Annotated in this window: 13 protein-coding genes; 7 read left to right on the forward strand and 6 right to left on the reverse strand. The window is 65.8% G+C overall.

Annotated features, from left to right (window positions below; genetic code table 11):
* The first annotated feature begins 160 nt into the window (after window positions 1-160).
* The 4 genes from ACREB7_RS01430 to ACREB7_RS01445 all read left to right on the forward strand — a co-directional run bounded on the left by ACREB7_RS01430 (window position 161) and on the right by ACREB7_RS01445 (window position 5,411).
* On the forward strand, window positions 161-1,207 hold the full coding sequence (locus ACREB7_RS01430; protein WP_431590526.1) for a glycerophosphodiester phosphodiesterase family protein: 1,047 nt from the start codon (window positions 161-163) through the stop codon (window positions 1,205-1,207).
* Between the two features lie 245 nt (window positions 1,208-1,452).
* The gene (ileS, locus tag ACREB7_RS01435) at window positions 1,453-4,443 is read left to right on the forward strand and encodes an isoleucine--tRNA ligase (RefSeq protein WP_431590527.1); all 2,991 of its coding nucleotides are present in this window, start codon (window positions 1,453-1,455) and stop codon (window positions 4,441-4,443) included.
* Window positions 4,444-4,446: 3 nt separating this feature from the next.
* Complete coding sequence (gene lspA, locus ACREB7_RS01440) at window positions 4,447-4,968, forward strand: signal peptidase II (RefSeq protein WP_431590528.1); 522 nt, start codon at window positions 4,447-4,449, stop codon at window positions 4,966-4,968.
* 26 nt (window positions 4,969-4,994) lie between these two features.
* A complete protein-coding gene (locus ACREB7_RS01445; RefSeq protein ID WP_431590529.1) occupies window positions 4,995-5,411 on the forward strand; it encodes a DUF3035 domain-containing protein in 417 nt (138 codons plus the stop codon).
* 66 nt (window positions 5,412-5,477) lie between these two features.
* Here the strand turns inward: ACREB7_RS01445 and ACREB7_RS01450 are convergent, their stop codons facing one another.
* From ACREB7_RS01450 to dxs, 3 genes are read right to left on the reverse strand one after another with little or no spacing between them, the layout of a single operon-like run.
* Window positions 5,478-6,146, reverse strand: coding sequence for a hypothetical protein (locus tag ACREB7_RS01450; protein ID WP_431590530.1), 669 nt, complete (start codon window positions 6,144-6,146; stop codon window positions 5,478-5,480).
* Between the two features lie 15 nt (window positions 6,147-6,161).
* Window positions 6,162-6,389, reverse strand: a complete 228-nt coding sequence (locus ACREB7_RS01455) for a hypothetical protein (RefSeq protein WP_431590531.1) — start codon at window positions 6,387-6,389, stop codon at window positions 6,162-6,164.
* Window positions 6,386-8,314: a 1-deoxy-D-xylulose-5-phosphate synthase gene (dxs, locus tag ACREB7_RS01460; RefSeq protein ID WP_431590532.1), complete on the reverse strand. Its 1,929-nt coding sequence runs from the start codon at window positions 8,312-8,314 to the stop codon at window positions 6,386-6,388. Before dxs ends, ACREB7_RS01455 begins: the two co-directional genes overlap by 4 nt.
* A 233-nt stretch (window positions 8,315-8,547) precedes the next feature.
* Between dxs and ACREB7_RS01465 the strand changes: the two genes are divergently transcribed.
* Window positions 8,548-9,849: a hypothetical protein gene (locus tag ACREB7_RS01465; RefSeq protein ID WP_431590533.1), complete on the forward strand. Its 1,302-nt coding sequence runs from the start codon at window positions 8,548-8,550 to the stop codon at window positions 9,847-9,849.
* A 13-nt stretch (window positions 9,850-9,862) separates the two neighbouring features.
* Here the strand turns inward: ACREB7_RS01465 and ACREB7_RS01470 are convergent, their stop codons facing one another.
* Entirely contained in the window at window positions 9,863-10,114 is a 252-nt protein-coding gene (locus tag ACREB7_RS01470; protein ID WP_431590534.1) for a hypothetical protein, read from the reverse strand.
* Window positions 10,111-10,932 carry a hypothetical protein gene (locus ACREB7_RS01475; protein WP_431590535.1) on the reverse strand — a complete coding sequence of 274 codons (822 nt, stop codon included), beginning with the start codon at window positions 10,930-10,932 and terminating at the stop codon, window positions 10,111-10,113. Before ACREB7_RS01475 ends, ACREB7_RS01470 begins: the two co-directional genes overlap by 4 nt.
* A gap of 161 nt (window positions 10,933-11,093) precedes the next feature.
* Between ACREB7_RS01475 and ACREB7_RS01480 the strand changes: the two genes are divergently transcribed.
* Both ACREB7_RS01480 and ACREB7_RS01485 read left to right on the forward strand, forming a co-directional pair.
* Window positions 11,094-12,098, forward strand: a complete 1,005-nt coding sequence (locus ACREB7_RS01480; protein ID WP_431590536.1) for a MipA/OmpV family protein — start codon at window positions 11,094-11,096, stop codon at window positions 12,096-12,098.
* A 41-nt stretch (window positions 12,099-12,139) separates the two neighbouring features.
* Window positions 12,140-12,571: a DUF3592 domain-containing protein gene (locus tag ACREB7_RS01485; RefSeq protein WP_431590537.1), complete on the forward strand. Its 432-nt coding sequence runs from the start codon at window positions 12,140-12,142 to the stop codon at window positions 12,569-12,571.
* Between the two features lie 251 nt (window positions 12,572-12,822).
* On the opposite strand, the gene ACREB7_RS01490 is transcribed toward ACREB7_RS01485, so the two are convergent.
* Window positions 12,823-13,710 carry a LysR substrate-binding domain-containing protein gene (locus tag ACREB7_RS01490; protein ID WP_431590538.1) on the reverse strand — a complete coding sequence of 296 codons (888 nt, stop codon included), beginning with the start codon at window positions 13,708-13,710 and terminating at the stop codon, window positions 12,823-12,825.
* Between the last annotated feature and the right edge of the window lie 68 nt (window positions 13,711-13,778).

The raw sequence follows: 13,778 nt of genomic DNA on the forward strand, positions 1-13,778 counted from the left end.
ATATAGAAATTGGGTAGCAAGTTGCAACTTTTGCGAATCGCTCGCAATAAGGTGCTGATTTCTGCTCAATGCGTCACCCCGGACTTGATCCGGGGTCCCGCTTTTCGACGTCGCTGAGCGGGACCCCGGATCAAGTCCGGGGTGACGACGAGGGGGACTTATGACGACGACCGACGACTGGGCCGACGCGCTCGAAGGCCCGCCCAAAAAGCCGATGAAGCGCGGCACGAAAATCGCGCTGTGGCTCTTCGCCGCCTTCGTCGCTTGGGCGACGCTCAGCAACGCCAGCTTCCTCGCCCCCGCCCCCGTCGGCAAGCCGAAGCTGATCGCGCATCGCGGCCTCTATCACCTCTATGACAAGCGCGCCGCTGTCGGCCGCGACACCTGCACCGCGCAGCATATCTATCCGCCGGCGCACGCGGTGTTCGAGAATACCCCCAAATCGATGCGTCTCGCGGTCGGCTATGGCGCCGCGATGGTCGAGGTTGACGTCGCGCCGACCAAGGACGGCAAGATGGTGCTGTTCCACGACTGGACCGTCGATTGCCGCACCGAGGGCAAGGGCGAGACGCGCGACCTGACGCTGGCGCAATTGCAGGCGCTCGACATCGGCTATGGCTATACCGCCGACGGCGGCCAGACGTACCCGCTGCGCGGCAAGGGCGTCGGGCTGATGCCGACCGTCGAGCAGGGGATCGCGGCGCTGCCGGTCCACCCGATCCTGTTCAACTTCAAGTCGAAGGACGCGCGCGAGGCCGACCAGCTGTTCGCGATCCTGCAGGCCTCGGGCCGCGACAGCGCGACAATCGGCGACGCCTTCTACGGCGCCGAGGCGCCGGTGAAGCGGATGCGCGACCTGCTGCCGACCAATTGGTCGTTCGACCTCAAGCGCGAGGCGATGGCGTGCAGCAAGGATTATGTGGCCTATGGCTGGACCGGCATCGTCCCCGACAGCTGCCGGAACGGTACACTCGCGATCCCGGTCAATTATCAATGGGCCTTCTGGGGCTGGCCCGACCGGCTGATCCAGCGGATGGACAAGGTCGGCGCTAAGGTGATCGTCTTCGGCCCCTATGAAAAGGGCAAGTCGAACGAAGGCCTCAGCGACCCGCGCCAGCTCGCCCAGGTCCCCGCGAGCTTCAACGGCTATATCTGGGTCGAGGATATCGCGAGCATCGGCCCCGCGCTGAAACCGCGGCAGAAATAAGGAATGCGTGCAGAGGCGCAGAGGCCGCAGAGATTTTGGTTCACGCGGAGACGCGGAGACGCGGAGAAAAGAGACTGGCGGCTTCGCCGCCCATTTTTCCTTCTCATGCGATCCCTGCGCCTCTGCGCGAATCCGCTCTTCTTTTTCCCTCCGCGTCTCCGCGTCTCCGCGCGAACCTTTTTCCGCGGCCTCGCCATCGCCCATAAGCTTTGCGCCCACACGAATCTGCGCTAAGCGCCGCCACCATGACCGACAGCACGCCCACCGCCGAAGCCCGCGACTATCGCGACACCGTCTTCCTGCCCAAGACCGACTTTCCGATGAAGGCCGGCCTGCCGCAGAAGGAACCGCTGATTCTCGCCAAATGGCTCGAAGGCAATCTGGAAGGGCAGATTCGCGAAGCGCGCCGCAGCCGCGACCAGTTCATCCTCCACGACGGCCCGCCCTATGCCAATGGCGACATGCATATCGGCCATGCGCTCAACCATATCCTCAAGGACATGGTCGTCCGCACCCAGACGCTGAAGGGCAAGGACGCGCCCTATGTGCCCGGCTGGGACTGCCACGGCCTGCCGATCGAGTGGAAGGTCGAGGAGCAATATCGCAAGAAAAAGCTCAACAAGGACGAGGTTCCGGTCGAGGAATTTCGCGCCGAATGCCGCGCCTATGCGCAGCATTGGGTCGACACCCAGCGCGAGCAGCTGAAGCGCCTCGGCATCGGCGGCGACTGGGACCATCCCTATTTGACGATGGACTATGAGGCCGAAGCCACCATCGTGCGCGAACTGCTGAAATTCGCCGCCAACGACATGCTCTATCGCGGCGCCAAGCCGGTGATGTGGTCGCCGGTCGAAAAGACCGCGCTCGCCGAGGCCGAGATCGAATATGAGGATATCGTCTCGACCCAGATCGACGTGGCGTTCGAGATCGTCGAGAGCCCGATCGCCGAACTGGTCGGCGCTTATGCGGTGATCTGGACGACGACGCCTTGGACGATCCCCGTTAACCAAGCTTTGGCCTATGGGCCGGAGGTGGAATATGGTCTTTTTCAATTCAACATCGAACACACAGAGCTAGACGAGACGCAACTCGATCAGCTTCACGCAGCAGTGGGTATCGGTGACGGACGACGGTTTCTGATCGCGAATGCCCTCATTGAGTCTTTCGAAGAGCGACTTCAAAAGGCAGCGAAGGCCATCAATTCTTCGAGCGTTATTCAGTCTTGGTCCTGCGGAAAGGTTGTTTCTCAGATCAAAGGCGCAGACCTCGCCGGCACCATCGCCCGCCACCCGATGCACGCGCTCGGCGGCTTCTTCGCGCGCCCGCGCCCCTTCCTCGCGGGCGATTTTGTCACCACCGACAGCGGCACCGGGCTCGTCCATATGTCGCCGGATCATGGCGAGGACGACTTCGACCTGTGCAAGGCGAACGGGCTCGACCCCGTGTTCGCGGTCGAGGGCGACGGCAAATATCGCGAGGATTGGGGCTGGCTCGGCGGGCAGGGATCGGTGATCAACCCCAAGTTCAACGCCCCCGACGGCCCGATCTGCAGCGACCTGCGCGACGCCGGCGGGCTGTTAGCTGCCTCGGCCGACTATAAGCACAGCTATCCGCACAGCTGGCGCTCGAAAGCCAAGGTCATCTACCGCTGCACCCCGCAATGGTTCGTGCCGATGGACCGGGTGATGACGCATATCGAGCCCAAGGCGCCGCGCGAGCAGCGCTGGGAAAGCGAAGGCGGCGCGATCAACCCGCATGAAGAGGACCTCTGCGCCGCGCCGACCTTGCGGCAGGCCGCGATGCACGCGATCGACCGCACCCGCTTCGTCCCCGAAAAGGGCCGCAACCGCATCGGCAGCATGGTCAAGGACCGCCCCGACTGGGTGCTGAGCCGCCAGCGCGCGTGGGGCGTGCCGATCACGTTGTTCGTCGACCGCAAGACCGGCCACTATCTGAACGATCCGATCGTCAACGACCGCATCGTCGCGGCGGTGAAGGCGGGCGGCGTCGACGCATGGAACGATGCGCGCGCGCAGGAATATCTGGGCGATAGCTATAACGCCGCCGATTACGAACGCATCGTCGACATCCTCGACGTCTGGTTCGATTCGGGCTGCACCCACGCCTTTGTCCTCGAAAGCGGTCGCTGGCCCGCGCTCGTCCGCCACGACGGCGGCACCCACAGCGCCGACCTCTATCTCGAAGGCAGCGACCAGCATCGCGGCTGGTTCCAGTCGTCGCTGCTCGAAAGCTGCGGCACGCGCGGACAGGCGCCGTACAAGGCGGTGCTGACCCACGGCTTCACGATGGATGCCAAGGGCCTCAAAATGTCGAAGTCGGTCGGCAACACGATCAGCCCGATCGACCTGATGCGCGACTATGGCGCCGACATCCTGCGGCTATGGGCGCTGTCGGTCGATTTCACCGAGGACCACCGCATCGGCAAGGAAATCCTGACCGGGGTCGCCGACCAATATCGCAAGCTGCGCAACAGCTTCCGCTATTTGCTCGGCGCGCTCGAAGGCTTCACCGAGGAGGAGCGCATCACCGACGTCGCGGCGATGCCCGAGCTCGAACGCTATATGCTCTCGCTGCTCGCCGACCTCGACGCGAAGATGGCGCAGGCGGTCGATGATTTCGACTTCAACGCCTACACGCGCCTGCTGTCGGATTTCTGCAACGAGGACCTGTCGGCCTTTTATTTCGATATCCGCAAGGACGTCCTCTACTGCGACCTCGGCCCCGCCGCGCCGCTCGGCACCGACACGCGCCGCGCGTACCGCAGCGTGCTCGATGTGCTGTTCCACGCCTTGGTGCGCTACGCCGCGCCGGTGCTGGTGTTCACCGCTGAGGAAGTGTGGGGCACGCGCTATCCCGATGCGGGCAGCGTGCATCTGCTCGAATGGCCGGCCGTCGATGCCGAATGGAACGACGCCGCGCTCGCGGCGAAATGGGCGGGCGTCCGCACCCAGCGCGAGGCGGTGACCGAGGCGATCGAGCCCTATCGCCGCGAAAAGACGATCCGGTCGAGCCTTGAGGCCGAAGTCACGATCCCCGACCCGGCGCTGGATCCGGCGGCGCTCGAGGAAGTGTTCATCGTCTCGGTCGCGCGCGGCGGCGATGCATTGACCGTCACCCGCACCGAAAACCACAAATGCGGCCGCTGCTGGCGCCACCTGCCCGAGGTGGTCGAGGACGGCGCCTTGTGCAATCGCTGCGACACGGTATTGAGCTGAACCATGTCCAGCACCCGTTCGCCGCACCTGAAGTTCGGCCTGATCATCGCCGCGCTCGCGTTCATTCTCGACCAGCTCGCCAAATGGATCGTCATCACCCCGCTGTCGCTCGAGGCGAAGCGGGTGATCGACATCTTGCCGATCTTTCGCCTGACCTGGGCCGAAAATACCGGCATCTCGCTGTCGCTGTTCGCCGACGGGGGCGAGACGATGCGCTGGATCCTCGTCGCGGTCACCGCGCTCGTCGCCACCGCCGTCGCGATCTGGATGACCCGCGAAAAGGCCAAGGGCGACGTCTTCGCGCTCGCTTTGATCTTCGGCGGCGCGCTCGGCAATATCGTCGACCGCGTCCGTTTCGGCTATGTCGTCGACTTCGCCGACCTGCATTTCGGCGATTTCCGCCCTTTCCTCATCTTCAACGTCGCCGATGCGTGCATCACTATCGGGGTGCTTTTGCTGGTTGCGCGCGCGCTGCTCTTGGGCGAAAAGGCCCCGAAGGCGGACGACAAGCCCGCCGCGAATTAAACGGGGCGTACAGGAGTGATTTTCAAGTGAACCGGACCACCGCCATCCTCGCGACCGCCCTGGCCGCATCGACGCTCGCCGCTTGCGGATCGAACAATCTGTTCAGCCGCGACCGCCCCGACGAAATGCGCGTCTCGCGTCAGGCGCCGCTGATCGTGCCGCCCGACTATTCGCTCGTCCCGCCGGCGCCGGGCGCCGCGCGCCCCGGCGGCGAAACCACCGCCGAACAGACGCTGCGCGCACTCTTCGGCGGCGCCGCGCCGCGCAGCCCGACCGAAAGCGCGATCATCGGCAGCGCCGACGGCGCGCGCGCCGACCCCGGCATCCGCAGCCAGGTCGGCAGCCCGAACACCGAAGTCGTCGACAAGGGCCTTGTCACCCGCGACATCATCTTCGCCCCCGAAGGCGACGGCCAGGACGCATCGGCCGCGATCCCGGGCTGATCCCGATCAAAACCGGACAGGGAATCGGGCGGCTTCGGCCGCCCTTTTTCATGCCCGGCGTCCGGCCTAGCGGAACAGGCTCGACAACAGCGTCATCACCACCAGGCTTTCGACCATCGCGCGCGACGCATGGCCAAAGGCCCTGACGCGCCCGCACTTCAGATGCTGGTTGAACCAGGCGGTCTGCAAAAAGCCGAACCACAAGAACCCGAACAGCGCGAGGCTGGTCCCGACAAGCACCGACCAGTCGTGCCCGAGCTGGATGAGGATCACCGCGCCGCCGAGCAGCATCGCCAGCACCGCCGCGACATAGCATTGGCTGTAAAAGGGCGCGCGCAGCGTGTCGCGATCGACGCGCTGCCGCCGCGCACGAACCATCCGCGTCGCCATCATCACCGGGAACAGGCTGTACAGGACGATGCGCAGCATGATCAGGTCGGTGCTGGTGCTGACCAGCGCCGACAGCCCGACCTTGCTCACGACCACCGCCTCATTGCCGACGAGCGCGATCTCGGCGCCATGGACGAGGATCAGCGACAAGAGCAGGAACAAGGGCGGGCTCAGCGTATCGGTATATTGCTCGTCGCTCGCATCGCCCTGCTCGACGTCCGAATAGTCCATCATCTTCAAGGGCCGCACCAATACCCGCCACAGCGTCATCGGATAAAAGACCAGCCACGACATCACCTCGTACAGCAGCTCGTCGAGCGATTGCAGGAGGCTGAAGAAGTTCATGCGGTCTAGCGGGTATCAGTCGCGAAACACATCGATAAAGCGGCGCCATATCCACCGGATGGCCATGAACGGCCAAGCAATGAACCACAGGATCCGATCTTCGCGAGTCGAGCGTTTCTCGATCGCTAGGACTTGATTCTCCCATTTCATCATAAGCGCGAAAAAAAAGCCGAAGAGCAGATAGGCCATTAATATCAGGCCGATCCATACCGGCATCTCATATTCTGGCATCGCCGGCGTCACGCGCGCGCCCCCGCCTCCTCGACCCCCGCGCTGTTGTGGCGCAGCGCCTTCAGCACGCAATCGACGATCTGCGGCGCGTTGAGCCCCGCTTCGTCATATTGCCTGTCGGGCGAATCCTGGTCCTGGAAGGCGTCGGGCAGGCGCATCGTCCTCAATTTCAGCCCCGCGTCGATCAGCCCCGCGTCGCTCGCCAAGGTCAGCACATGCGCGCCCAGCCCGCCGACGCTATTCTCCTCGATCGTCACGCACACCTCATGGTTGGCGAGCGTCTTGCGGATCAGCTCCTCATCGAGCGGCTTGGCGAAGCGCAAGTCGATCACGCTCGTCGACAGGCCCCTCGCCTCCAATGTGTCGGCGGCCTTCAGCGCCTCGGCCAGCCGCGTCCCGAGCGACAGGATCGCGACGGTCTTGCCGCTGCGCACGACGCGCCCCTTGCCGATCGCGAGCTTCTGCGGAACCTCGGGCAGCGCCACCCCGGTGCCATTGCCGCGCGGATAGCGGAAGGCGATCGGCCCCAAATCATATTCGGCCGCCGTATAGGTCATATGGACCAGCTCGGCCTCGTCGGCCGCCGCCATCACCACCATGTTCGGCAGCGTCGCGAGATACGTCACGTCGAACGACCCGGCATGAGTCGAGCCGTCGGCGCCGACCAGCCCGGCGCGGTCGATCGCGAAGCGCACCGGCAGGTTCTGGATCGCGACGTCATGGACGACCTGATCATAAGCGCGCTGGAGGAAGGTTGAATAGATCGCACAGAAGGGCCGCATCCCCTGCGCCGCCAGTCCCGCCGCAAAGGTCACCGCATGTTGCTCGGCGATGCCGACGTCGAAGCTGCGGTCGGGGTGCGCCGCCGCAAATTTATCGACCCCGGTCCCCGACGGCATCGCGGCGGTGATCGCGACGATGCGCGGATCGGTGTCGGCGAGCTTCGCCAGCGTTTCACCGAAGACATTCTGATACGACGGCGGCCCCGGCGGCGCCTTCGCCTGCACGCCCGTCACGACGTCGAATTTCTGGACGCCATGATATTTGTCGGCGGCGGCCTCGGCGGGGGCATAGCCCTTGCCCTTCACCGTCACCGCATGGATCAGCACCGGGCCATGGTCGCTGTCGCGCACATTCTCCAGCACCGGGATCAGATGGTCGAGATTATGCCCGTCGATCGGCCCGACATAATAAAAGCCGAGCTCCTCGAAGAGCGTCCCGCCCATCGCCATGCCGCGCGCGAACTCGTCGGTCTTCTTCGCCGCCTTGTGCAGCGGCTCGGGCAATTTGCGCGCAAAGCGCCGCGCGATCTCGCGCAGCTCGACGAACGGCCGCGACGACACCAGCTTGGCGAGATAGGCCGAGAGTCCTCCAACAGGGGGCGCGATAGACATGTCATTGTCGTTCAGGATGACGATCAGCCGGTTGCCCGCCGCGGCGGCATTGTTCATCGCCTCATAGGCCATGCCCGCCGACATCGACCCGTCGCCGATCACCGCGATCGCGCGGCCGGGCTCGTCCTTGAGCTTGTTGGCGATCGCAAAGCCGAGCGCCGCGCTGATCGAGGTCGACGAATGCGCCGCGCCGAACGGGTCATATTCGCTCTCGCTGCGTTTGGTGAAGCCCGAGAGCCCGCCGCCGGTGCGCAGCGTGCGGATGCGGTCGCGGCGCCCGGTGATGATCTTGTGCGGATAACATTGGTGCCCGACGTCCCAGACGATCTTGTCGCGCGGCGTGTCGAACACATAGTGAAGCGCGGTGGTCAGCTCGACCACCCCGAGCCCCGAACCCAGATGCCCGCCGGTGGTGCCGACCGCCGAAATCATCTCGGCGCGCAGTTCGTCGGCGAACGGACGGAGTTGTTCGGGCTTCAGCTTGCGGAGGTCGGCGGGGACATCCACCGTGTCGAGCAGCGGCGTGGACGGGCGATCGGTCATCGCCGGGTCATACTGGCATGCGCCGAAGCTGTCGAATGAAAAGCCCCGCCCGGCCCGCGCTGGCGGCGGCCGGTCGGCGGGACTCCGGACCATCATTGCCCCGCGCCCCGCTCGCTCCTTATGTTTTTGGTTCAACTCGATGAAAAGCTGCGCTACCCTCTCTTCATCGGGATCGCACGCGCCGCATAGGGCGCGCCTTTTTACCGGGCCGCCATGCGCGGCGGGGAGTTGGAATGACGCGAAGCCTATCGTCCGCCCTGGCCGCACCGGTCATTGTCGCGCTGGCGCTGCTGGTCACCGCGATGCTCGCCCTCGCCCCGGCGCCCGCTGCGGCGCAGACCCCCGACTATTCGGCCACCAATTGCATCTCGTCCCAGCAATCGGGATCCGCGTTCCATTACACCAACACGTGCAGCGAGACGATCCTCCTCGCTTATTGCCTGATCAGTCCCGGTCAGCCCTGCGAAAGCGCTGGCGGCTATAATCAGGCCACCGTCGCGGCGGGCGGCCGCGCCACCGCCTATCTCTCCGACAGCGTCACCAATCTGCAAGCCTATGCCTGCAAGGCGACGGGCGAGCTGTACTGGTTCGACGGCGACCCGTATTTCGGGCTCAAAGCCGGCTATCGCTGCCGGGCCAATCAGGCCAGCCTGGCCAAGCAGCAAGCCGCCGACGAGTTTCACGGCAGCTATGCCGGAACCCACTGGTCGGTACAAAAACTCGCTTTGGGCGGATCCGGCAATCGCGACTGCACCGCGATCCTCAACCATGGCGCGCTCGGGCTCGATGCGGCGGGCACCCAATTCACCAAGGAGCGCTATGGATCGGGCGGTGTATCCTCGATCAGCTGGAGCGGCGCGTGCGACAGCGACGGGTTGATCAGCGGCAGCGGCTCGCTGATCCTTTACGTCTTCGGCACGATGACGAGTGAGGTCAAGGAATTCGAAGCCGTCGCCGATCGCGGCGTCCTGATCGGCAACGCGCGCTATTATCCGAGCGATTATGAGGAGGAGCCCGGCGACGGGGTCCGGTTCGATCAGGGGTGCAACAATTGGAACGGCGTGCGCCCCAACAGCTGCGATCCCGCGCGCGGGGTGCTGCTGCGCCAGCAATATCTAGCGGCGCGCGGTCCGGCGCCCAAATCGGCGCCCCAATCGGCGCCCAGGCCGGCGGCGACGACCAGCGCCCGGCCGTCGAAGCCCGTTGCGGCGGTCCCCGCCAAGCCCGCAGGCCCCGTCGCGATCGACATCCCGCCATCGGAAACGGGCACGCTCAACGGCCAGCAGAATGCGGCCGCCGCCGACTGGCTGAAAAAGGACAACGAAGCCAAGCGCATCCAGGCCGAAAAGGTCGCCGACTTCGAACGCAAACAGGCCGAATTCAACCGTCAGCAGGCCGAATATCAACGCCAGCAGGACGCCTATCGGGCCGCCACCGCCGCGCACCAGGCCGAAGTCGCGCGTATCGCTAGGGCCAATGCCGATATCGACGCCTGCAACAAGGGCGACCGCTCGCGTTGCCCGACGCCGAATTGACGCGGCGGCGGCGCTAGTCGGCGCCGGGTCCCCCGTCGGGGTCGGTCGGCGGCGCGGCGCGCTTCGCCACATCGACCTGCGCATAGAGCCCGCGCACCATCAGGTCGGTGAACACCAGCATCACCCCCACCATGCCGAGGAACAGCGCGACCGCGACGGCGGGAAGCGGGCCGACCTCGGTCACATGTCCCTCGCGCATCGCGACCGCGAGCGCGGCGGCGCCGACCATGAAGCCATAGCCGATAAAGCGCGGCGCACGCGTCATGCGCGCGCCTCCACGACCGCGCCATAGGCGGCCAGGTCGGCCGCCATGACGTCAGCCATCATGTCGCGCCGCGCAACATAGCGCGCCGCGTCCCTGAGGTCGCTCGCAAGGTGCGGCTTGAGATAGGGCGCCGCCGCCATCGGATCGCGCCCCGCCAGCGTCTCGCTGATCGCGAGCGCGGTCATCAGCGCGCGCTCGGACAAATAGCCCTGCCATCCAGACACATACCATTGCCCGCCGCCCTCGCCCGCCTGATGATGGCCATAACGCGCGCTATTGCCGAGAAAGATACCGAAACCCAGCCAGACTGCGGTCAGGTCGGTCAGCAGTTCCTCGCAATCGGGCCCGCCCGGCGCTGCGCGCCGGCTTGGCGTCATGTAATAATGCGCGGTCTCGTGACCCAGCGTCGCGACCAGCCCTGCCTCGTCGGCAAGCTGTTCGCGGCTCGCGACGATCTCGGCGATCCAGCCGCCGCCGCCGTCATCGACCATCTGGAAGGTGCCCGCGGCGAGCCGTCCTTCGTGCGTCAGCGCCAGCGTTTCCGACACCTGCGCCAGCTGTGTCGCGCCATCGGCCATCACCAGCCGCACCGGCCAGTCGCCGATCCCGGCGATCGCCATCACCTGCCCCAGCAATTCGCGCGCCCGCGCATCGCCGCTGAGCCGGCTGTCCAGAAAACAGGCGCCATCGGGGGTGGCCAGCATGCCGCCCCGATGCGCCTCGATCCCGCCGAATTCCTCCAGCAGCCAGCGAAAGGCGGCGAGCTGCCACTCCCATTCGTCGGCCGACAACGGCCGTTTCGGTCCGAACCAACCCATCAGCGGTTCAGGTGCGCGCAAGGCGGCGGAAAGCAGAAGGAGCAGGCCATCGTCCCAGCATGGGAACTAAATCCGGCGGCGGCAAGTCTCTGTCTTTCCAAGACCCCGTGCGTCCCTTACACGACGGGCACGAGGGGCAAGACCAACAGGAACCAACACCCATGCCGATGCCCGCCATTTTCTCCCGCCTCGCTGTTTCGGCGCTCCTGTTATGCGCCGCTGCGCCCGCGCAGGCGATGGACGGCCCGCTCGGTTATGACCTCGCCGGCCTCGACGCCGCCGATCCCGCCCCCGGACAGCCGGCCCCGCCCTTCCCCGCCCCCGCGCGGTGGCAGGACCGGGAAATCGACGAGGCGATCCTGCTCCCCGCCGGCACCCCCGAGGGCGACGACGATGAGCGCAAATGGGCGCGCGACTATATTTCGGTGGCCGGCGGCGTGATCACCGCGCCGAGCTACAACGGCTCGGACGACCGCGTCATCCTGCCCGGCTTCTATGTCCGCGGCCGGCTCAGCGGCTTCAGCTTCTCGACCCGCGGCACCAATCTCCAGGTCGACCTGATCCGCCAGCGGCGCGGGCAAAAGACCGACTTCAAATTCGGCCCGATCATCAATCTGCGCAGCGACCGCACCGGCCGCATCAAGGATGTTCAGGTCGAGGCGCTCGGCGAAAAGAAGGTGGCGGTCGAACTCGGCATCTCGGCCGGCGTCACCCACACCGGGATCGTCACCAGCGGCTATGACCAGGTCGGTCTCCGCGTCGTCGGCCTTGCCGATATTTCGGGCAAGCACGACAGCTGGGTCGTCTCGCCGACGATCGACTATGGCACGCCCTTGTCGAAACGCGCCTTCATCGGCGTGTCGGCGTCAATGAACATCTATGGCAAGGGTTTCGGCCGCTATTATTTCGACGTCGATCCGCTCGGCAGCGCCGCGAGCGGCCTGCCCGTCTACACCGGCGCCGGGCGCAAGGTCACTGCGGGCAAATATACCCTCGGCCTCGCCGGCGCCTATGGCCTGTCGGGCGATTTGCGCAAAGGCTTCGTGCTGATCGGCGGCGCCCAATATGGCCGCATGCTGGGCCGCTTCGCCGATTCGCCGATCGTCGCCGACGCCGGCAGCGCCGACCAGTGGCTCGGCGGCATCGGCCTCGCCTATCAATTCTAGCGGGAGGGTTCGCCCTCCTCTTCGTTCCGGGGGGAAGCGAAGTGGCCGAAGACCAGATATTGCGCCTGATCCCGTGGTTCTTCGCGGGGATCGGCCTGCTGTTCGCGAGCATCGGCATCGCCATGGCGAAAAAGGAAATGCGCGGCCGCCGCTGGCACGAGGTCGAGGGCCGGATCGTCGGCCATGACAGCCATTGGAGCAGCGACAGCGACGGCGACCGCACGCTGATGCACACCGCAACGATCGAATATCGCCTCGCCGGGGTGACGAAACAGATTCCCGACAGCCTGTCGACCAACCATCCCAAGCCGGTCGGCAGCATCATGCGCGTCCGCTACAACCCCGACGATCCGCAGGACGTCATGGTGTGGGCGCCGCTGCGCAGCGGCTGCTTCATCGGCCTGTTCGTCGGCCTCGGCTCGCTCTTCGCGCTGATCGGTACCGTGTGGATCGTGGTGGCGGGCGCGCATTGACGAAAAGCGGGCACAATGCCGCGGATGCCGGTGAGATTTATTTCGCGCAAAGACGCAAAGACACGAAGAAGTCGCGCCAACCGAGAAGCGGCTTTATTGGCCGGACCTCGCATCCAGGGGCGGCGGCGATGAGAAAGCGGCCTTGCGGCCGCGAACCACCTTCTTCGTGTCTTTGCGTCTTTGCGCGAAACAAAAAGAAATCCGAATCCATCTACCTTGAACGAGGCGCGCTGGGCGGGCGATCTACCCGCCTACGCCAACCCCGCCATCAGCAGCCGCGCCTTCATCGCCGCGACGAACAGGCGCACCGACGGCAGCGCGGCGCGCGAGGGCTCGAACAGCAGATGCACCGGCAGCGCGGGGGGCTGCTCGGCCGCCAGCAACGCGATCAGCCGTCCGGCGTCGACCGCGTCCATCACCTGATAACTCAGCAGGTTGGCGATCCCGACCCCCGCCTCGGCCGCCGCCATCGCGCCGTCGACCGTATTGACCACCAACCGGGGCCGGTCGAGCCGCAGCCGCGCATCGGCAAAGCGCCACTCGCTTCCGGCGCGCGGTCCGTCCATTGCGATCAGCGCATGATCGGCCAGTTCGGCCACCATCGCCGGCGCACCATGCCGCGCCAGATAGGCGGGGCTCGCGACCAGCATCTGCCGCACCGCACCGATGCGCACCGCCTTCAGCGCCGAATCGGCGAGCGGCCCGATGCGCAGCGCGACGTCGATCCCCTCCTCGACGATCCGCACATTGCGGTCGACCAGCATCATCCGTGCCGTCAGCGCGTCATGTTCGGCGAGCAACGCGCTGACCACCGGCAGCATATGCAGCCGCCCGAACATCGCCGGCGCCGTCAAATACAGCTGCCCGCGCGGTTCGGCCGCCGCCCCGCGCACCGCGCGCTCGGCGCCCGCAAGATCGGCCAAAATGCGCCGCGCCTCGCCCAGAAACGCCGCCCCCGCGTCGGTCAGCGCCACCGCCCGGGTCGAGCGGTGGAACAGGCTTGTCCCCAACCGCGCTTCGAGGGCGGCGATCCCGCGCGTCACGGCGGGCGGCGAACTGCCGAGCTTGCGCGCCGCCGCCGCAAACCCGCCCTCGCCCGCCACCGCGACGAACATCTCCAGCGTCGCCAAATGATCCATCGATTATTCCATAAATCGGAATGAAGTTGTGCAACCTTCATCGATTATCACCACCGTGGCAATGACCT

The sequence above is a fragment of the Sphingopyxis sp. genome (assembly GCF_050725615.1).
Classification (GTDB): Bacteria; Pseudomonadota; Alphaproteobacteria; order Sphingomonadales; family Sphingomonadaceae; genus Sphingopyxis.